The sequence below is a fragment of the Nocardia otitidiscaviarum NBRC 14405 genome (assembly GCF_000308635.1).
Lineage (GTDB): Bacteria > Actinomycetota > Actinomycetes > Mycobacteriales > Mycobacteriaceae > Nocardia > Nocardia otitidiscaviarum.
Map to the genome: position 1 here is coordinate 15,997 of NZ_BAGD01000040.1, position 20,308 is coordinate 36,304.

18 protein-coding genes and 1 tRNA gene are annotated in these 20,308 nt (G+C 68.4%); 15 read left to right on the forward strand and 4 right to left on the reverse strand.

Features of this window, described 5'->3' with window-relative positions:
* The first annotated feature begins 101 nt into the window (after positions 1–101).
* The gene (locus ON31_RS07105) at positions 102–494 is read left to right on the forward strand and encodes a hypothetical protein (RefSeq protein ID WP_039810644.1); all 393 of its coding nucleotides are present in this window, start codon (positions 102–104) and stop codon (positions 492–494) included.
* A gap of 192 nt (positions 495–686) precedes the next feature.
* On the opposite strand, the gene ON31_RS07110 is transcribed toward ON31_RS07105, so the two are convergent.
* The 3 genes from ON31_RS07110 to ON31_RS07120 form a co-directional block, all read right to left on the reverse strand.
* Positions 687–759, reverse strand: a tRNA-Arg gene (locus ON31_RS07110).
* 119 nt (positions 760–878) lie between these two features.
* Positions 879–1,619 carry a DUF305 domain-containing protein gene (locus ON31_RS07115; protein ID WP_051036952.1) on the reverse strand — a complete coding sequence of 247 codons (741 nt, stop codon included), beginning with the start codon at positions 1,617–1,619 and terminating at the stop codon, positions 879–881.
* Positions 1,619–2,569, reverse strand: coding sequence for a thioredoxin-like domain-containing protein (locus tag ON31_RS07120; protein WP_051036953.1), 951 nt, complete (start codon positions 2,567–2,569; stop codon positions 1,619–1,621). Before ON31_RS07120 ends, ON31_RS07115 begins: the two co-directional genes overlap by 1 nt.
* A 132-nt stretch (positions 2,570–2,701) precedes the next feature.
* Between ON31_RS07120 and argS the strand changes: the two genes are divergently transcribed.
* From argS to prmC, 9 genes are all read left to right on the forward strand, one after another.
* A complete protein-coding gene (gene argS, locus ON31_RS07125) occupies positions 2,702–4,360 on the forward strand; it encodes an arginine--tRNA ligase (RefSeq protein ID WP_039810645.1) in 1,659 nt (552 codons plus the stop codon).
* A complete protein-coding gene (gene lysA, locus ON31_RS07130) occupies positions 4,361–5,782 on the forward strand; it encodes a diaminopimelate decarboxylase (RefSeq protein ID WP_039810648.1) in 1,422 nt (473 codons plus the stop codon).
* Positions 5,779–7,131 carry a homoserine dehydrogenase gene (locus ON31_RS07135; protein WP_051036954.1) on the forward strand — a complete coding sequence of 451 codons (1,353 nt, stop codon included), beginning with the start codon at positions 5,779–5,781 and terminating at the stop codon, positions 7,129–7,131. The genes lysA and ON31_RS07135 overlap by 4 nt, the downstream gene beginning before the upstream one ends.
* Entirely contained in the window at positions 7,128–8,213 is a 1,086-nt protein-coding gene (gene thrC, locus ON31_RS07140) for a threonine synthase (protein ID WP_039810651.1), read from the forward strand. Before ON31_RS07135 ends, thrC begins: the two co-directional genes overlap by 4 nt.
* A gap of 25 nt (positions 8,214–8,238) precedes the next feature.
* Complete coding sequence (thrB, locus tag ON31_RS07145; RefSeq protein WP_039810653.1) at positions 8,239–9,198, forward strand: homoserine kinase; 960 nt, start codon at positions 8,239–8,241, stop codon at positions 9,196–9,198.
* 385 nt (positions 9,199–9,583) lie between these two features.
* The gene (gene rho, locus ON31_RS07150) at positions 9,584–11,656 is read left to right on the forward strand and encodes a transcription termination factor Rho (protein ID WP_039810656.1); all 2,073 of its coding nucleotides are present in this window, start codon (positions 9,584–9,586) and stop codon (positions 11,654–11,656) included.
* Between the two features lie 770 nt (positions 11,657–12,426).
* The gene (gene rpmE / locus ON31_RS07155; RefSeq protein ID WP_029925807.1) at positions 12,427–12,648 is read left to right on the forward strand and encodes a 50S ribosomal protein L31; all 222 of its coding nucleotides are present in this window, start codon (positions 12,427–12,429) and stop codon (positions 12,646–12,648) included.
* Between the two features lie 89 nt (positions 12,649–12,737).
* On the forward strand, positions 12,738–13,820 hold the full coding sequence (gene prfA, locus ON31_RS07160; protein ID WP_039810657.1) for a peptide chain release factor 1: 1,083 nt from the start codon (positions 12,738–12,740) through the stop codon (positions 13,818–13,820).
* Positions 13,821–14,001: 181 nt separating this feature from the next.
* Positions 14,002–14,862: a peptide chain release factor N(5)-glutamine methyltransferase gene (gene prmC / locus ON31_RS07165; RefSeq protein WP_039810692.1), complete on the forward strand. Its 861-nt coding sequence runs from the start codon at positions 14,002–14,004 to the stop codon at positions 14,860–14,862.
* 197 nt (positions 14,863–15,059) lie between these two features.
* Here prmC and ON31_RS07170 read toward each other — a convergent pair whose 3' ends face one another.
* Positions 15,060–16,028, reverse strand: coding sequence for an alpha/beta hydrolase (locus ON31_RS07170; RefSeq protein WP_039810659.1), 969 nt, complete (start codon positions 16,026–16,028; stop codon positions 15,060–15,062).
* 92 nt (positions 16,029–16,120) lie between these two features.
* Here ON31_RS07170 and ON31_RS07175 point away from each other — a divergent pair, with 92 nt between their 5' ends.
* The 5 genes from ON31_RS07175 to atpB all read left to right on the forward strand — a co-directional run bounded on the left by ON31_RS07175 (position 16,121) and on the right by atpB (position 20,259).
* Complete coding sequence (locus ON31_RS07175) at positions 16,121–16,717, forward strand: TetR/AcrR family transcriptional regulator (protein ID WP_039810694.1); 597 nt, start codon at positions 16,121–16,123, stop codon at positions 16,715–16,717.
* A 90-nt stretch (positions 16,718–16,807) separates the two neighbouring features.
* Positions 16,808–17,473 (forward strand): L-threonylcarbamoyladenylate synthase, encoded by a 666-nt coding sequence (locus ON31_RS07180; RefSeq protein WP_039810696.1) that lies wholly within the window; start codon positions 16,808–16,810, stop codon positions 17,471–17,473.
* 11 nt (positions 17,474–17,484) lie between these two features.
* A complete protein-coding gene (locus tag ON31_RS07185; RefSeq protein WP_051036956.1) occupies positions 17,485–18,693 on the forward strand; it encodes an MraY family glycosyltransferase in 1,209 nt (402 codons plus the stop codon).
* 11 nt (positions 18,694–18,704) lie between these two features.
* On the forward strand, positions 18,705–19,130 hold the full coding sequence (locus ON31_RS07190; RefSeq protein WP_039810661.1) for a Cg1360 family ATP-synthase-associated protein: 426 nt from the start codon (positions 18,705–18,707) through the stop codon (positions 19,128–19,130).
* A 349-nt stretch (positions 19,131–19,479) separates the two neighbouring features.
* Complete coding sequence (atpB, locus tag ON31_RS07195) at positions 19,480–20,259, forward strand: F0F1 ATP synthase subunit A (RefSeq protein WP_483406958.1); 780 nt, start codon at positions 19,480–19,482, stop codon at positions 20,257–20,259.
* Positions 20,260–20,308: the final 49 nt, after the last annotated feature.

The following is a 20,308-nucleotide window of genomic DNA, read 5'->3' on the forward strand; positions in this document are numbered from 1 at the left end:
GCAGGCAGTACGGCACGTCGTGCAGCCGCTGCCGGTTCACCCGGCCTATGCTGCTGGCAGCGATTGCCACCGAGACACCACACTCGACCGGAGGCGCGTGGATGAGCAGCGAGCAGGGCTCGGACAATCGGTCGGCCAGCGACGACGAAAAGGAACGAGACGAGCTCTACTCCCGGGCGATGGATCAGCGGCGGGCGTTCCAACGGCGTCCGGTCGTGGTGCGAGCCGCCATCATTGTCGGGGGCCTGCTGCTCGCCGTGTGTGTAGTGCCTTTGCTGATAGTGCTACCCGAGGTCGGGCTTCCGCTGCTCATCGTCGCGTTCGGCATGCTTGCCCCACAGTTCGATTGGGCGTTGAAGGCTCAGCTCTGGGCCGCCTCCCTGCTGGGCAGGTTTCAACGGTGGCTGGCGAAGTTACCTAGGGCAGCCAGGGCACTCGTCATGGTCGCGATGGTCGCCCTGGTCGTCGTCCTGCTGTGGTGGCTGTTGCAGTAACCCGCGCGCCCCGGTGCAGGCGATCCAGCAGGACGAATCCATCGCTCGAAACGTCCGCACCAACCCGGCCGCACACCGGCGCCGGGCTGACAGCTACGTCGACCATGTCGAACGTCCTCTTCCGACTCATCGCGCTCGGGCACGAAAAGGCCCCTGACCGGCGAAGTGCTGGTCAGGGGCCTGATTCTGATGTGCCCTCGGCAGGAATCGAACCTGCGGCCTTTTGCTCCGGAGGCAAACGCTCTATCCCCTGAGCTACGAGGGCGGGGATATGTCCGGGCGGGTGTTCCGCTCGGGCTGGGAAAGCGTATCGCATGGGTTGCGTCTCGGCCAAAAACAGGTGTGGACCGGGCGTTTCGCGTGTGCTCGGTGGACGGTTCGGGGTCAGGGGTAGGGGAGGGGGGAGGCGCCGCGGGCGTCGAGCATCCGGGTCATGAGGGTGACCTCGCCCGCCTGGGTGCGGGCCATTTTCTCGGCGAGATCGCGGACTCCGCTGGTCTCGGCGCGTTCGAGGGCGTATTCGGTCATCGGCACGCCGCCCAGGTGGTGGCGCAGCATGAGCTGGAGGAACAGGATGTCCTGGGCGGTGCCGGTGGCCTGGCGCAGGGCGACCAGGTCCTCCTGGGACGCCATGCCCGGCATGGTCGACACCGGGCCGGTGTGTTCCGGTGCGGCGGCCTCGCCGCCGTGGCCGTGCGAGGAGCCCGCGTCGGCCATCCAGCCCATGTACCCGCCGGTCGGCAGCAGCGGCTCGCCCCACAGCTGCAACCAGGCGTGCATGCGCCCGAGCTGATTCTGCTGGCTGGTGAGGATGTCGTAGGCCAGGCTCTTGATGGCCGGATCGTCGGAACCCGCCAGTGCGACACCGGCCATCTCGACCGCTTGGGCGTGGTGCACCGACATGTCCTGGCTGAAGCCGATGTCCACGGCATTCGGATTCGGCTCGGAGCTGCCGTCCAGGGGGATGCGCGCGAACACGCCCAGCGCGAAGCCGATGAGCAGCACGCCGATCACGCCCAGCACGACCAGCGCCGGGCGTTGGCTCGGGCGGGCGGTCGCGGTGGATTCGGCGGGCTGGTCGTCGGCCGACTCGTGGGGATCGCTGTGGGACAACAAGGGCGGCATCACTGTCCCGGCGCGGGCTGCTCGGGCTGCTGAGCGTCCTCGGGCGCGGCGGGCTGCTCACCCGCGGGCGCGTCGGTCGGTGCGGGAATGTTCGGAATACCCTCCGGCAGACCCGACAGACCCTCCAGACCGGACAGGCCCTCCAACCCCGGGATGCCCTGCAGTCCGCCGCCCAGCTCGGTGGGATCGGTCATGGATCCCTGGGTCGCGCCCTTGCCGTCCATGCCCACCGCGTCGGGGCCCGGCGGCGTCGGATCGAAGGCGGGCGGATTCACCGTGTCGAAGGTCGGGTTGGCGCAGCTGGCGCCCACCTCCGGATAGGTGTTCTCGTTGAGGCGCAGATCCTTGATGAACCGGTCCACCCGGGCATCGTCGACGGTGTCCACCTTCAGCTGGTGCCCCCACGCCTGCAGCGAGATCGGCTTGTCCAGGCCGGGGTAGGGCGACATGAGCATGTACGGCTGACCGTCGACCTTCTGCTTCAGGGTGTCGATGGTCCCGGCGTCCACACTGTCCGGGTTGTAGGTGATCCACACCGCACCGTGTTCGAGCGAGTGCACCGCGCTCTCGGTGCGAATGGCCTTGTCGTACACCACGCCCGTGCACGCCGCCCACGAACTGTCGTGCGGGCCGCCGAAGGCCGGGGTCTGGTCGTAGGCCACCCGCTGGGCGGCCGACACGTGCTGACCCGCCGGATAGTCCTTCTTGACCACGCCGTCGATATAGGCGGACGGATTCTTCAGCTCCTCCTGCGCGTGATACTTCGGCACCAGGTACGCGGCGAGCGCGCCGACGAGTGCGATGATCACCACCGCGGCACCGATGGTCGGCCACGGGATGTTGCGCTTGGTCGGCAACTTCCCGCTCTTGCCTCCCTTCCGCGGCGACGTGGAGGATTTGCTCGCGGCCTTGATGGCTTTCGCCGACTTGGCGCTGGTCCTGCTCGGCATCGCTGTTGTGCTCTTTTCGACGTGTGGACAATCAGACGGGGTGGCGACTCGTCGCCGCCCCGTTTGCCGGGCGCGTGCCCGCGAGGTGCCCGCTGACGGCGTTCACCTGCTCAGACCATAGGATAGTGACTCGTGACTCCAGCTGACCTTGCAGATCTCCTTCGTGCGACCGCGGCGAAGGTCCTTGTCGAACGTGGATCCGACCCTGCGGTCCTGCCCGACGAGGTCAAGGTGGAGCGTCCGCGTAACCCTGAGCACGGTGACTATGCCACGAATCTGGCCATGCAGGTAGGGAAGAAAGCGGGCTTGAATCCGCGGGATTTCGCGAACCTGCTGGCCGAGGCGCTGTCGGCGGCCGAGGGTATCGAGTCCGCGGAGGTCGCCGGGCCCGGCTTCCTGAACATCCGGCTGGCCAAGGCCGCCCAGGGCGCGATCATCACCAGGATCCTGGCGGCGGGTGAGAGCTTCGGCACAGCCGACACCCTCGCGGGCACCAAGATCAACCTGGAATTCGTCTCCGCCAACCCCACTGGACCGGTACATCTCGGCGGCACCCGCTGGGCGGCGGTGGGCGACGCCCTGGGGCGCATCCTGGCGGCGCAGGGCGCGCAGGTCACCCGCGAGTACTACTTCAACGACCACGGCGCGCAGATCGACCGCTTCGCCAAGTCGCTGGTCGCCGCCGCGCTCGGCGAACCCACCCCCGAGGACGGCTACGCGGGGGCCTACATCGGCGAGATCGCCGCGACCATCGTGGCCGCGCATCCCACCGCCGTCGAGCTGCCCGCCGAGCAGCGGCACGAGCTGTTCCGGCGCGAGGGCGTCGAGCTGATGTTCGCGCAGATCAAGCAGTCGCTGCACGACTTCGGCACCGACTTCGACGTGTACTTCAACGAGAGCTCGCTGTTCGAGTCCGGCGCGGTGGACGCGGCGCTGGAGCGGATGAAGTCCTCGGGCAACCTGTACGAGAAAGACGGCGCCTGGTGGATCAACTCCACCGAGTTCGGTGACGACAAGGACCGCGTCGTCATCAAGAGCGACGGCAAGTCGGCCTACATCGGCGGCGATATCGCCTACCTGGAGAACAAGCTGTCGCGCGGCTTCGACCTGTGCATCTACATGCTCGGGGCCGACCATCACGGCTACATCGGCCGTCTCAAGGCCGTCGCCTCGACCCTCGGCGAGAACCCCGACGTGGTCGAGGTGCTCATCGGCCAGATGGTGAACCTGCTCAAAGACGGTGCGGCCGTGAAGATGTCGAAGCGGGCGGGCACCGTGGTCACGCTGGAGGACCTGGTCGACGCCATCGGCGTGGACGCTGCCCGCTACTCGCTCATGCGGTCGTCGGTGAACACCAGCATCGATATCGACATCAACCTGTGGACCAAGCAGGACAGCGTCAACCCGGTGTACTACGTGCAGTACGCGCACGCCCGCACCTGCCGCATCATCGACAATGCCAAGGCATTCGACTTCGATTCGGTGACACCGGATTTCGGCCTCATGTCGGCCGAGCGCGAGGGCGAGCTGATCCGCACCCTCGGTGAGTATCCGCGCGTGGTGGCCACCGCCGCCGAGATGCGCGAACCGCATCGGGTGGTGCGCTACCTGGAGGAGCTCGCCGGGGCCTACCACCCCTTCCAGTCCGACGACGACATGCGCGTGCTGCCCAAGGGCGACGAGCCCGTCTCGCCGCGCCACGCCGCCCGCCTCGAGCTGGTCAAAGCCGCCAACCAAGTTCTCGCCAACGGCCTCGGCCTGCTAGGCGTATCTGCCCCGGAGCGTATGTAGATGAGTGCCCACCCCGCCGGACCCCGCCACGCCGACATCCCGCACGCGCCGAATCTGCCCGAGCGCCCGACCGCGGCCCGGCAGATGATCGAGCTGCCCGCGAATGTGTGGCCCCGCAACGCCACTCGCGACGCCGACGGTGTGGTGCGGCTGGCGGGCGTGCCCGTGCACGAGCTGGCCGCCGAATTCGGCACCCCGCTGTTCGTCGTCGACGAGGACGACTTCCGGTCCCGCTGCCGCGATATGGTGCGCGCCTTCGGCGACAACGCCAAGGTGCACTACGCCTCCAAGGCGTTCCTGTGCGGTGAGATCGCGCGCTGGATTCGTGACGAGGGCCTGTCGCTGGACGTGTGCTCCGGCGGCGAACTCGCGGTGGCGCTGCGTGCCGGCTTCCCGGCCGAGCGAATCGCCTTGCACGGCAACAACAAGTCCGTTCCCGAACTGGAGGCCGCGGTGCGCGCCGGGGTCGGCCACGTGGTGCTGGACTCGCTCATCGAGATCGAGCGGCTCGAAGCGGTGGCCAAGAGCGCGGGCGTGGTGCAGGACGTGCTGGTGCGCCTCACCGTGGGTGTGGAAGCCCATACCCACGAATACATCTCGACCGCGCACGAGGATCAGAAGTTCGGCTTCTCGGTCGCCAGCGGCGACGCCATGCAGGCCATCGCGCGGGTCTTCGAGTCGTCGCACCTGCGCATGGTCGGCCTGCACAGCCACATCGGCTCGCAGATCTTCGATATCGACGGTTTCGAGATCTCTACCCGGCGCATGCTCGGGGTGCTGCGCGAGGCCGTGGACAAGTTCGGGGCCGAACGCGCCGCGCAGATCAGCATTCTGGATCTCGGTGGCGGCCTGGGTATCTCGTACCTGCCGCATGACGATCCGCCCGCGCTGGACGAGTTCGCCGCCAAGCTGGATCACATCGTCACCGAGGAGGCGGCGCACGCCGGGCTGCCCAAGCCGACCATCGCGGTCGAGCCGGGCCGGGCCATCGCCGGACCGGGCACCGTGACCCTCTACGAGGTCGGCACCATCAAGGACGTCACCCTCGACGGTGGCAACCGCCGCCGCTACGTCTCGGTGGACGGCGGCATGAGCGATAACATCCGTCCCGCGCTGTATCAGGCCGAGTACGACTGCCGGTTGGTCTCGCGCACCAGCGATTCCACCGCCGTCGTCGCTCGTGTGGTCGGAAAGCATTGCGAGAGTGGGGATATCGTCATTCGCGATACCTGGATGCCCGCCGACGTGGGTCCGGGCGATCTCATCGCGGTGGCCGCGACGGGCGCGTACTGCTATTCGATGTCGAGTCGCTACAACATGCTCACCCGGCCCGCCGTGGTGGCGGTGCGGGACGGCAAGGCGCGCTTGATTCTCCGCCGGGAGACGGTGGAGGACCTACTCAGTTTGGAGGTGAACGCATGACAGAGGTGGCTAACAACGCTGCGAGAAACGGCGTGTGGGGGACGGACCACCCGATCGGTGTCGCGGTGCTCGGCATGGGCACGGTCGGCACCGAGGTCGTGCGTATTCTGCGCGATCACGCCGACGACATCTGCAACCGCGTCGGCGCCCCCGTGGTGCTGCGCGGGGTGTCGGTGCGCGACCTCGGCAAGGACCGCGGCCTGCCCGCCGAACTGCTGACCACCGATTCCGAGGCCCTGGTCACCCGCGACGACGTCGATATCGTGGTCGAGCTCATGGGCGGCATCGACCCGGCCCGCGCACTGATCAAACAGGCCCTGGACGCGGGCAAATCGGTGATCACCGCCAACAAGGCGCTGCTCGCCGACTACACCGGCGAACTCGCGGCCGCGGCCGAGAACAGCCGCGCCGACCTGTACTTCGAGGCCGCCGTCGCCGGTGCCATCCCGGTGATGCGCCCGCTCATCCAGTCGCTGTCCGGTGACCGGGTGAACCGCGTGGTGGGCATCGTCAACGGCACCACCAACTTCATCCTCTCCGCCATGGCCGAGACCGGCGCGGACTACCACGACGTGCTCGCCGAGGCCACTCGCCTGGGCTACGCCGAGGCCGATCCGACCGCCGACGTGGAGGGCTACGACGCCGCCGCGAAGGCCGCCATCCTCGCCTCGGTGGCCTTCCACACCCGGGTGACCTCCGCCGACGTCTACCGCGAGGGCATCTCCAAGATCACCGCCGAGGATCTGGAGACCGCCGCCGCCGTCGGCTGCACCGTGAAGCTGCTCGCCATCTGCGAGCGCGTGGTGGAGGGACCGGAGGAGGGCGGCAAGGAGAGCGTCTCGGTGCGCGTCTACCCGGCCCTCATCCCGCGCAAGCACCCCCTGGCAGCGGTGAACGAGGCGTTCAACGCCGTGGTGGTGGAGGCCGAGAACGCCGGCCGCCTGATGTTCTACGGTCAGGGCGCGGGCGGCGCGCCCACCGCCTCGGCGGTCATGGGCGATCTGGTGATGGCGGCGCGCAACAAGTTCTTCGGTGGCCGCGCGCCGGGCGAATCGGTTTATGCTGAGCTGCCGATCGCACCGATCGGCGACACCCCCACCCGCTACCACGTGAACCTGCAGGTCGCCGATCGCACCGGCGTCCTCGAGGCGGTGGCGGGTGAATTCGCCAAACACGGCGTCAGCATCTCGACGGTCCGCCAGGAGGGGCACGACGAGGGCGCGCGCCTGGTCGTGGTGACCCACCACGCGCAGGAGTCCGCGCTGGCCGATACCGTTGCCGCGTTGGCCGAACTGGACTCCGTCACGTCCGTGACCAGTGTTCTGAGATTGGAAGGCACCGAGGAATGAGTACGACCGCGCGGGTCCCCGTGCACACTCCGTGGCCCGGTCTGATCGACGCGTACCGGGATCGGCTCCCGGTGCCCGCCGATTGGGAGGCGGTCACGCTGTTCGAGGGCGGCACCCCGCTGGTGCCCGCGCATCACCTCTCCCAGCTGACCGGCTGCGAGGTGTACCTCAAGGTCGAGGGCCTCAACCCGACCGGTTCCTTCAAGGACCGCGGCATGACCATGGCCATGACCGACGCCAAGTACTCCGGCAAGAAGGCCGTGCTCTGCGCCTCCACCGGCAACACCTCGGCCTCGGCCGCCGCCTACGCCACCCGGGCGGGCCTGCGCTGCGCGGTGCTCATTCCGCAGGGCAAGATCGCCATGGGCAAGCTGGCCCAGGCGGTCATGCTGGGCGCGGACATCATCCAGATCGCGGGCAACTTCGACGACTGCCTGGAGCTGGCCCGCAAGGTCACCTCGGACTTCCCCGAGGTCGGCCTGGTGAACTCGGTCAACCCGGCCCGCATCGAGGGCCAGAAGACCGCCGCCTTCGAAATCGTCGACGCCCTGGGCAAGGCCCCCGATGTGCACGCGCTGCCGGTGGGCAACGCGGGCAATATCACCGCCTACTGGAAGGGCTACAGCGAGTACCACGCCGACGGCATCATCGCTGCCCGTCCGCGCATGCTGGGCGTGCAGGCCGCCGGGGCGGCGCCGCTGGTGAACGGGGCTCCGGTGCGTGATCCGGAGACCGTCGCCACCGCTATCCGGATCGGTGCGCCCGCCTCCTGGAACGGTGCGATGAACGCCAAGGAGGAGTCCGGCGGCGCGTTCCGCGCGGCCACCGACGAGGAGATCCTGGCGGCGTACCGCCTGGTCGCCGCCACCGAGGGGGTGTTCGTGGAGCCCGCCTCCGCCGCCTCCGTGGCGGGTCTGCTCGCCGCCCGCAAGGAGGGCTGGCTGGACGCCGGACTGACCGTGGTGTGCACGGTGACCGGCAACGGCCTCAAGGACCCCGACAATGCCCTCAAGGGCATGCCGGAGGTCACACCGATCGCGGTCGACCCGGTTGCGGTGGCCCACGAGCTCGAGCTGGCCTGAGTTGAGTTCGCGCGAAGGTCAAGTGATGACCCGGACCCTGCCCGCGGATCTCACCGTCACGGTGCGGGTTCCGGCGTCCAGCGCCAATCTGGGGCCGGGTTTCGACTCCCTGGGCATCGCCCTCGGTCTGTACGACGAGATCACGGTGCGCACCACCGAATCCGGTCTCACCATCAAGGTGGAGGGTGAGGGCGCCGACGACGTGCCCTGGGGCCCTTCACATCTGGTGGTACGCGCCATCGAGCGCGGACTGGAATCCGCGGGCGTCTGGGCCGACGGGCTGGATGTGGTGTGCCGCAACGTGATTCCCCACTCGCGGGGGCTGGGTTCCTCGGCCTCGGCGGTGGTGGGCGGACTGGCCGCGGGGCGCGGCCTGGCCACCAAGTTCGATCCGGCACTGGGGTTCGGCGATGACGCGCTGGTGCAGCTGTCCTCGGAGTTCGAGGGGCATCCCGACAACGCCGCGGCCAGCGTACTGGGCGGAATCGTGGTGTCCTGGACCGAAACCGGCCCTCCCGCCGACGCCGAGGCCAATGGGGTGGGGGACCATCACACCCGCTCCTACCGGGCCGTTCGGCTGGATCCGCATCCGTCGCTGCGGCCGTTCGTGCTCATCCCCACCGAGCGCTCCTCCACGGCGCACACCCGCGGTTTGCTGCCCGACACCGTGCCGCACGCCGACGCGGCCTTCAACGCCAGCCGTTCCGCGCTGGCGGTAGTGGCCTTGACGCAGCGTCCCGACCTGCTGCTGCCCGCCACCGCCGACCGGCTACATCAGGGTTACCGGGCCGCGGCGCTGCCGCTGACCACCAAATGGATCGACACGCTGCGCGCGGCCGGAATCGCGGCCACCGTCTCGGGCGCCGGACCCACGGTATTGGCCCTGGGTACCGGTGAATTCCCGGCGGAGCTGCGGGAACTCGCCGCCGCCGACGGCATGCGCGTGGTCGAACCCGGTATCGCCGACGGCGTGCTGGTGGACTGATCGCCGACGTATTGCCGGATTGACAGCGTGCCTGCCTTGCCGATGCAACTGGTGAGAGCTATCCTGGGGCGGTCCGTACATCGTGCGCGTCAGACGCCGGTGCTTCATCAGGGCAATCGCTCCAGAGGCTCCTTGCTCAGGCTCGAGGCTCGAGCTCGAAACTTGGGGGTAGCCAGTCAACTGGAATGATCTCTCCCACCTTTTGCAGTCGGTGGCGAAGCCCAGCAGTCGGTGGCGAAAACCACGCAGTGGCACCACACCACCACGTGGCGAAACCACCGGTCCGGCGGGGCAGGCGATGCGGCATCCGAGTCCGGCACACGACCGGATTGCAGGAGAAACCCTCGACAAGGCACACGGCAATCGAGGGAAGGAAAGGATTTCCGTGACAGATACGGACCTGCTCGCGACACCCGGGGTGGATACCAATTCCGATTCCTCGGGCGACCGCGAAAGTGACTCCGGACAAAGTTCGAGCAAGATGAGTGAACAAACCGACGTCGCACGATCGGGGCTGACTGGAATGTTGTTGCCGCAGTTGCGTGCGCTTGCGGGAGAGCTCGGTATCCGAGGCACTTCCGGGATGCGTAAGGGTGATCTCATCGCCGCCATCAAGGAAAATCAGTCCGGTGGCGCCAAAGCCGCCGCCGCGGGCAAGCCCGCGAAGGGTGGCCGGGGTGAGAAGGCCAAGGCCGATGCCGAGGCCACCAAGGGCGCGGATACCGCGCCGACCAGCGGGGAGTCCGGATCGGCCAAGGCCGACGCCCCCGCCGAGACCAAGAACGAGCCGTCCAAGGGCGAGTCGGCCAAGAACGAGCCGTCCAAGAGCGACGCCGGCAAGAGCGACGCCGGCAAGAGCGACACCGCCAAGAACGACGCGTCGAAGCGCGGCGCGCCCAAGGGCGAGGCCGCCGATGCCGCTCCCGCGCAGGAATCCAAGCGCGACGCGGGCGATGGCGAGGACGGTGGCCGGGAAGGCCAGCGTGGTCGGGGTCGCCAGCGTCGGGGCCGCGAACAGCGTGCCGCCGCGGCGAACAACGCTGCCGCCGAAGGGACTTCGACCGAGGCGTCCGGCGGCGAGGGCAAGTCCGAGTCGGAGGGCGAGCGCCGCCGCGATCGCAATCAGCAGAACGACCGCCAGCAGAACGGCGGCCAGCAGAACCAGAACGGCACCGCGCGCCGCGACGACCGCGGCGGAGACGACGAGGAAGGCGGCCGCGGCCGCCGCGGCCGTCGCTTCCGCGAGCGCCGCCGGGGCCGGGACCGCGACGGCGGCAGCGGTGAGTCCCGCGAGATGGAGATCCGCGAGGACGACGTCCTGCAGCCGGTGGCCGGCATTCTCGACGTGCTCGACAACTACGCGTTCGTGCGCACCTCCGGCTACCTGGCCGGTCCGAACGACGTGTACGTGTCGATGAACCTGGTCCGCAAGAACGGCCTGCGTCGCGGTGACGCCATCACCGGTGCGGTGCGCGCCCCCCGCGAGGGCGATCAGAGCAACCAGCGCCAGAAGTTCGACCCGCTGGTGCGCCTGGACACCGTCAACGGCTCGGATATCGAATCCGCCAAGCGCCGTCCGGAATTCAGCAAGCTGACCCCGCTGTACCCGAATCAGCGCCTGCGGCTGGAGACCCAGCCCAACAAGCTGACCACCCGCGTGATCGACCTGATCATGCCGATCGGCAAGGGCCAGCGCGCCCTGATCGTGTCGCCGCCCAAGGCCGGTAAGACCACGATCATGCAGGACATCGCGAACGCCATCGCGACCAACAACCCCGAGTGCTACCTCATGGTGGTGCTGGTGGACGAGCGTCCCGAGGAAGTGACCGATATGCAGCGCTCCGTGCGCGGCGAGGTCATCGCCTCCACGTTCGACCGGCCGCCGAGCGATCACACCTCGGTCGCCGAACTCGCCATCGAGCGGGCCAAGCGCCTGGTGGAAATGGGTCAGGACGTGGTGGTGCTGCTCGACTCCATCACCCGGCTGGGTCGTGCGTACAACAACTCCTCGCCCGCCTCGGGCCGCATCCTCTCCGGTGGTGTGGACTCGACCGCGCTGTACCCGCCCAAGCGGTTCCTCGGCGCGGCCCGCAATATCGAGAACGGCGGCTCGCTCACCATCATCGCCACCGCGATGGTGGAGACCGGCTCCACCGGTGACACGGTCATCTTCGAGGAGTTCAAGGGCACCGGCAACGCCGAGCTCAAGCTCGATCGCAAGATCGCCGAGCGCCGCGTGTTCCCGGCGGTGGACGTCAACCCGTCCGGCACCCGCCGCGACGATCTACTGATGTCGCCCGACGAGGCCGCGGTCATCCACAAGCTGCGGCGCGTGCTCTCCGGCCTGGACTCGCATCAGGCGATCGACCTGCTGATCGACCGGTTGAAGAAGTCCAAGAGCAATATCGAGTTCCTCATGCAGGTCTCGAAGACCGCTCCGGGCGCACTCGACGAGTAGGACATGAGCCGGAAGGGCGCGAAATATCCTGTCGCCCTTTCGCTCGCGGTTCGAACCAGTTCGGCGGCTCCGCTACGGCGGGGCCGCCGAGGTGTATTCGGGGTTGGGCGCGGGCTGAAGAAGAACAAGCCGATCAGGGCCGCGCCGATGATCAGGAAGCCGATGATGGTGGCGGTCACGGCGACCTGTGCGCCGGACGCCGTGACCGCCGTATAGGTGAGGTCGCCGGTGCCCGGCCGCGGTGCGCGGGAATGCACCGTCGGGTTGGGTTCGGGCCTGGCGCACCATCCCACGACCGCCCCCAGGAGCAGTACTGCGAAGACACCGCCCGCGACGATCTCGGCTCGGCGTTCGTGTGTCCGGTTCACAGCTGTCCTTTCTGTTCGTAGGGGGTTCCTCCCACCTGACACGACACTATGAACAACGGTGTTCGCATTCTTGAGTAGACGGCTACTCGACTTTCAGGGGTGACTCGAGCCCTCGAAAGATGCGTGCCCGCAATTCCTTGGGGGTGGATTCGGAACAAATCCGACCATCCCCATGTTCTCGGTTACGGTCGTCGCGCACATCGCCCGCGAGAACTACTCCGGACGGGGGAGAAGTTCAGGGTTCGTCCGGGTGCTGCCACCCTGGCGCGCACGACCGGAGGGACCGGGAACAAGGCCCCGCGAGGCGGCGTTTATACTGGTCCGTCGGCAACCATGCCTAGTCGGTTCCGGTTCACGTCCTCGGTCGTCGAGGGCGACCCGGCGACCATCGAAAGGACATCCATGAAGGCAGGAATTCACCCCACGTACGTGGACACCACGGTCGTGTGCGGCTGCGGCAACACCTTCCAGACTCGCAGCACCAAGGAGTCGGGCCACATCACCGTCGAGGTCTGCTCCCAGTGCCACCCGTTCTACACGGGCAAGCAGAAGATCCTGGACACCGGTGGCCGCGTGGCTCGCTTCGAGGCTCGCTACGGCAAGCGCGCGAAGGCTGCCAAGTAGCTACCCCGCCGACGCCCGTCCTGCACTGCAGGTCGGGCGTCGCTGTGTTTGCAGAGCTTCGATAACACCACCCTCGAGGAGCACATGTCATGGCCGACAAGTCCGCGGCCCCGTCCGCGATCGACGACATCCTGGCCGAGTACGCCGGTCTGGAGACGCAGCTGGCGGATCCGGCGCTGCACAACGATCCGGGCGCGGCGCGGCGCGTCGGCAAGCGGTTCGCGGAGCTGGGGCCGGTCATGTCCACCTACAACAGGCTGACCTCCGCGCGTGACGATCTGGCCGCGGCCGAGGAACTGGCCGCCGATGACGCGTCCTTCGCCGCCGAGGTGCCCGCCCTGCGCGAACAGGTCGAGGACCTGGAGAAGACGCTCACCGATCTGCTCGCCCCGCGCGATCCACACGACGCCGACGATGTGGTGCTCGAGGTGAAATCCGGTGAGGGCGGCGAGGAATCGGCGCTGTTCGCCTCCGATCTGGCGCGCATGTACATCCGCTACGCCGAACGGCACGGGTGGAAGGTCGAGGTGCTGGGCGTCACCTACTCGGATCTGGACGGGTACAAGGAGGCCACCTTCTCCATCCGGAGCAAGGAGCCCAGCCGCGACGGCGTGTGGTCCCGGCTCAAATGGGAGGGCGGCGTGCACCGCGTGCAGCGCGTGCCGGTCACCGAATCGCAGGGGCGCATCCACACCTCCGCGGCCGGTGTGCTCGTCTACCCCGAACCCGACGAGGTCGAGCAGGTGCAGATCGACGAGAAGGATCTGCGCGTCGACGTCTACCGCTCCTCCGGCAAGGGCGGCCAGGGCGTCAACACCACCGATTCCGCCGTGCGCCTCACCCACCTGCCCACCGGCATCGTGGTGACCTGCCAGAACGAGCGCTCGCAGCTGCAGAACAAGATCCGCGCCATGCAGGTACTGGCCGCGCGTCTGCAAGCCCTCGCCGAGGAGCAGGCCGAGCAGGAGGCCGCCGCGGGCCGTGCCTCGCAGATCCGCACCGTGGACCGCTCCGAACGCATCCGCACCTACAACTTCCCGGAGAACCGCATCGCCGATCACCGCATCGGCTTCAAGGCGCACAATCTGGACTCGGTCCTGGACGGCAACCTCGACGACCTGCTCGACGCGCTGGCCGAAGCCGACCGCACGGCCCGGCTCACGGCGGAATGACGCATTCCCGTCCGCGGGTTACCCGAGTTCGAGTCGGGACAACGGATTCGGTGAGATCATGGATAACTCGCCGGGTACGCCCAGCAGGCGGGCGGCACTCGGCCGCCGGTCCGCGACGGAAGAATCGAGGCACCCACTGATCGGCAGAAGTCGCGGGGAGGCGGGGGAGCCACGTGTCGGGCTGCGGGCCGTGATCCGCGAGGCCGTCGAGACCCTCGCCGACGCCGGGGTGCACAGTCCGCACACGGACGCGGAGCTGCTCGCCGCCCATGTGCTGGGGGTGGACCGCATGCGCCTCATGATGGTCCCGCTGCTCACCCCCGAACAGCTGGCGGACTTCCGGGCGCTGGTGGCCCGCCGCGCGGAACGTGTTCCGCTGCAACATCTCACGGGCACCGCCGCGATGGGCGAGATCGACCTCGCGGTCGGCCCCGGCGTATTCATCCCGCGCCCCGAGACCGAACTGCTCTTCGCCTGGGCGCTGGCCCAGCTGGAGGCCGTCGGCCACGAACACCGGCCCGTCGTCGTGGACCTGTGCACCGGCTCCGGCGCGCTGGCCCTCGCCATCGCCCACGCCCGCCCCGACGCCCAGGTACACGCCGTGGAACTGGACCCGGCGGCCCTGGACTGGGCCCGCCGCAACGCCCTGCACCGGGCCGATCAGGGCGACACCCCGATCGACCTGCACGCGGGCGACGTCACCGCCCCCGACCTGCTGTCCCACCTGAACGGCACGGTCGACGTGGTGGTCGCCAACCCGCCCTACATCCCCGAATCGGCCCGACTGGACCCCGAGGTCGCCGACCACGACCCCCGCCGCGCCCTCTTCGGCGGCCCCGACGGCCTCTCCGTCATCCGCCCCATGATCGGCACCATCGCCCGCCTGCTCCGGGTCGACGGCGTCACGGCTGTGGAACACGACGACACCAACGGCTCCGACACCGCCGCCCTCTTCCACTCCCACGGCGGCTTCGACGCCATCGTCGAACACCCCGATCTGGCCGGAAAACCTCGCTTCGTCGCCGCCCGCCGCACCGGCTGACCCGCCCCCACCTCCGACGTCTCGCCCGCGCGCGCCGGCATCCGGTCACCGCGCCGGTGTTTGCCCGGTCGTACCGGCGCGCTGATCCGCACGGCCGACTCGGCGATCGTCCGCCCCGCACGGCGGCTGTAACCCGTCGCCGCGGTGTCCGGTGGCGCGCTGGTGGCCGCCCGCCGCCGGTCCGTGCACCGCTCAACTCAGGTCAGCCGGTCGGCCAGCCGGACGAGGATATCGGCGAGCGGGCCGGGATCGCGGGGGCCGAGGTGCGGTGCGTCGAGGTCGAACACCTCGAAGGGGTTGTCCGGGGTGGCGGTGTCGGCCTCGCGGATCATGCGGTCCTGGAGGGCGAGGGGCAGGGTGCGGTCGCGGGTGCAGCGGATATAGGTGCGGGGGATACGGCCCCAGGTCGCGGGCTCGCCGCGGGCATCGTCGGTGGTGACCGCCCACGCCTCGTCGGGTTCCATGGCATTGAGCGCCGCCCGGAACGCGGCATCGTCGTAGCCCTCGGCCAGCGAGCTGTGGGCGGCAGCCAGGAATTCGGGATCCGCCGAGCGCCAATTGGTTCGGGTGAAGCCGGTCCGCTGGGGATCGCCGCCGACGCTGGGCATGGTGGTGGCCAGGGAGGTGGCAGCCTCGGGCGTCAGGTAGCACTCCAGCACGCTGCGCAGTTCGACGCAGCAGAAGGCGGTGAGATAGACCAGCCGAGCGATGCTGTCGGGTACCTCGTTGCCGACCCGCGTGATCGTCGCCCCGCCCATGCTGTGACCCATCAGAATCACCGGTCCCCGCGCGGCGGCCGCCCGCACTACCGCGACCACATGCGCCACATTGTCGGCCAGTCGCAACTCAGCCAGCGGCGACGGCTCGCTGGCCAGGGCCGCGAGATCCTGCGGGGCCTGATAGGACGGCGGGAAGTGCGCCGCCGCCCCGTGTCCGGGCAGGTCGACCGCCAGCGCGCGGTGTCCGGCCAGCGTCAACTCCGCCAGCAAGGGGGCGTAGGACGCGCCATTGCCGTTGGCCCCGTGCACGATCACGATGGTCGGACGTGCGCGCGCCCCGGCGGTGCCCTCGTTGCGCGCACATCCGGCCGCGAGCGCGCCGATTCCCATCGCGCCCACTCCCAGCAGTCCTCGGCGCGACAGTCCGGTGGTCGCCCGTCTCGTCATCCCGTTCTCCTCACCTGTCGGTCGAAGGTTTCGATGCGTTTGCATCGGAACCTAACATTTTTCCGATGCGCCTGCATCGCTACGATGTCCGCATGCCTCGCCACGTGGACCACGAGAGCCGTCGGCGGCTCATCGCCGACGCCGTCTGCGATCTCATCGGCCGACGCGGTCTGGAGGCGGCCACCCTGCGCGAGGTGGCCGCCGCGGCCGGGGTGTCCATGGGCGCGGTGCAGCGCTGCTTCGAAACCCGCCAACAGATGCTGATATTCGCGCAGGAGCACGTGAACCAGCGGGTCGCCGAGCGGGCCCGGACTCGCATCGCGGCGTCGGCCGAGCCGGAATCGGTGCTCACCCTGGTGGAGCAGACGCTCGACGCCATGCTCGTCGTCGACGACCCCGATCTGGTCGAGGCGAGTGTCTGGCTGGCCTTCAGTGCACAGGCGGCAGTGGATCCGGTGGTCGCCGCCGCCCAGCGTGACCACTATCGGGGCCTGGCCGAACTGCTCGTCCTCCTGCTGCGGCTCGGCGTCGACGGCGGCCTGATCCGATCCGAGGTCGACCCCGAGCAGGTGGGCGAGGACCTGATCGCGCTGGCCGACGGTTTGACGATCCAGGTCCTCACCCGTCGCCGCACCCCGGAATCGGTGCGCGCAACGCTGCGGCGGCACCTCGCCGAGCTGCGCGTCTGAGCAGCGCGCGCAGTGGCGCGCCGGGGGCCGCGACCATGGCCTCGAGCCCCTGACACTTGCCGAGAGCGCATCCGTGCCAAGATGTTGCGCGTGAGTACCGTCTACGACTGCGCCGATCCCGATTCGCGCGCCGCGGGACTGACTGCCGCGCGCAGCGCTCTGAAGTCCGGGCGGTTGGCCGTCATTCCGACCGACACGCTCTACGGAATCGCCGCCGACGCGTTCGACAGCTCGGCCGTCGCCGCGCTGCTGGCGGCCAAGCGGCGCGGGCGGGATATGCCGGTGCCGGTGCTGGTGGGTTCCTGGAACACCATCGACGGACTGGTGTTCTCGGTGCGCCCGCAGGCGCGCGATCTGATCCGGGCGTTCTGGCCGGGTGCGCTGAGTCTGGTTGTGCAGCAGGCGCCTTCGCTGGCCTGGGACCTGGGCGACGCGCGCGGGACCGTCATGCTGCGGATGCCGCTGCACCCGGTCGCGCTGGAACTGCTGCGCGAGGTCGGGCCGCTGGCGGTGTCCAGCGCCAACGTGTCGGGCCAGCCGCCCGCCACCACCGTCGGCGAGGCGCGCGACCAGCTGGGTGAACTCGTCGGCGTCTACCTCGACGGCGGCAAGGCCGAGCACGCGCTGGCCTCCACCATCGTGGACCTGACCGCCGACACCCCGCGCATCCTGCGCGAGGGCGCGGTGCCGACCGCAGCGGTCGCCGAGGTGCTCGGCGTCTCGCCGGAGGAGCTCGTCTCGCAGGCAACGCGGTGACGGCCCGGTAGATGGTGTCGAGTAGCGACCTGCTGAGCCAAGGTGTTTTCAGTACGGCGGCGGTGGTCCCCCTGCGGGAGCTGCTGCTGGTACTGCTGGTCGCCACGGTGGTGACCTATCTGTCCACCGGCGGAGTCCGAGTGGGGGCCATCGCGTTCGGCGCGGTGGCGGTGCCCCGCGAGCGCGACGTGCACGTGAAGCCTATTCCCCGCATGGGCGGCGTCGGCATCTATCTGGGTGTGCTGGCCGCCGTGCTGTTCGCCCACCAGCTGCCCGCACTGCGCCGCGGCTTCGACTATCCCGCCGATATTCCGGCCGTGGTGGTCGCGGGCACGCTCATCGTGCTGGTCGGCATCATCGACGACCGCTGGGGGCTGGACTGGCTCACCAAACTCGTCGGCCAGGTCACCGCCGCCGGAGTCATGGCCGTGATGGGCCTGAGCTGGGTCGCCATCTACAACCCGTTCACCAATACCACCGTGGTGCTCGATCAGCTCCAGGGCGGCCTGGTCACGGTCGGCATCACCGTCACCATGATCAACGCCATGAATTTCGTGGACGGTCTGGACGGCCTGGCCGCTGGGCTGGGATTGATCGCCGCCGCGGCGGTATTCGTGTTCACCGTGGGCTTGCTCTACGAGCAGGGCGGTTCCACCGACACCTATCCGCCGGCGCTGCTGGCCGCGGCGCTCGCGGGCGGCTGTCTGGGATTTCTGGCGCATAATTTCCAGCCTGCTCGGATTTTCATGGGCGATTCCGGCTCGATGCTCATCGGTTTGATGCTCGCCGCGGTCTCCACCGGCGCGTCCGGCCGTATTCCGCTCCAGGGTTACGGCACCCGCGACATCGTCGGTCTGTTGTCGCCGCTGTTGCTGGTGGGCGCGGTCATGTTCATTCCGGTACTCGATCTTGTTCTGGCCATCGTGCGGCGCGTGCGCGCGGGTGTGAGTTTCTCCACCCCGGACAAAATGCACCTGCACCACCGATTGCTCCAGATCGGGCATTCGCATCGCCGGGTGGTGTTGTTGATCTACCTGTGGGTGAGTGTGCTCGCATTCGGAGCGGTCGGTTCGTCGCTCATGGATCGCCGCCTGGTGGTGCTGCTGTTCGCCGGCGGCCTGGTTTTCGCCCTCGTGATCACCGCCGTTCCGTCCATGGGTGAACTGACCCTGAAGGCCGGTCGCAAACCGCCGCGCGGCCCCGACGCGGCTCGCGGGTAAAGTGGGTCGGCGTGACTACGGCATCCAATCCCGGTCAGGACGCTCCGCTCCGGGCCGCGCTGCGCTACGGCATTTTCGGATTGATTGTGCTCGTGGTGATTTCAGCCATCCTCGGCGTGATCTTCGCCGGGCTGCCGGGCCTGTGGGGCGCCCTGCTCGGCGCGGGGATCGGCGGCGGGTTCATTCTCACCACGGCGGCCTCGGTGCTGCTGAGTGCCCGCTTCGACTCCGGTATTCAGGGCCTGGTGCTGCTGGGCAGCTGGGTCGGCAAGATCCTGGTGGCCCTGGTGGTGGTCGCGGTGCTGCAGAATTTCGACTTCTACAGTCGCCCGACGCTGTTCCTGACCGTGGTCGGCGCCCTGCTCGTCGTGCTCGGCGCGGAGACGTACGGCCTTCTGCGCCAACGGGTTCCGGTCATCGACCTGGAAGACCGGTAGGGGGTAGGGGATAGTTCACTCGCTGTTTCCGGCCACCCCCTACACGTTGTCGTAGATAACTTGATAAACTCTTTACCTGTAGGCAACCGAACCAACAGGGGGGTCCCTCGTGGACCCAGGTGGGGCAGGTTATGCTTACAGCCGTGCCGGGCCCTGCGGGGTTCCGGTTCTGCACCGTCGACGATGTCGCCGACGCGCGCTCAGACGCCCGGGTAAATGCCCGAACAGCTGCTGACGAACTTCGAGCCGACCTGAGTCGACCCACCAGATCGTCAATGTCCGATCGAACCGCGGGTGAAAACTATGGCCCGCGGCCCGAACACGGGAGAGAACGCTGAGCGTCATCACTTTGGCGGCGGGCGAGTTCCACGCGCCGTCGCTTAACGACTTCTTCCCTCCAGCTCTGCTGTTCGAGGGGACGCCGTTCGAGCTCGACCGTCTGATGCTCGTTCGTATCCTGATGGCTGCCGTACTGGTGGGATTCATGCTGCTGGCATTCCGCAGCCCCAAACTCGTTCCGCGTGGCCTGCAGAACATCGCGGAAACCGGTCTGATCTTCGTCAAGGAGCAGATCTGCGACGAGGTGCTGGGTAAGGAAACCGGAAAGAAGTTCTTCCCGCTCATCGCGTCGATCTTCTTCGCGGTGCTGTTCCTGAATATCTCCGGCGTCATTCCGTTCCTGAACATCTCCTCGAACGCCCGCATCGGCTTCCCGCTGGTGCTCGCCCTGGTCGCGTATGTCGCGTTCAACTACGTGGGTATCAAGAAGTACGGCTTCTTCCACTACATGCGTTCCAGCATCGTGGTGCCGAACGTGCCGCCCGCGATGCACGTACTGCTGATCCCGATCGAGTTCATCTCGACCTTCCTGCTGCGCCCGTTCACCCTGACCGTTCGACTCATGGCGAACATGCTGGCCGGCCACATCATGCTGGTGCTGTTCTTCAGCGCCACCCAGTTCTTCCTGTTCGATGGCGCCGCCTGGATGAAGGTGCTCTCGCCGTTCTCGCTGCTCGGCGGGTTCGCGTTCACCCTCTTCGAACTCCTGGTGGTCTTCCTGCAGGCCTACGTCTTCGCGCTGCTCACGGCCGTGTACATCGGCCTCGCGCAGCACGCCGACTCTCACTGACCGACCGGACAACCTAAACCTGCTACACACCGCCGTCGGCGGGTGGGCG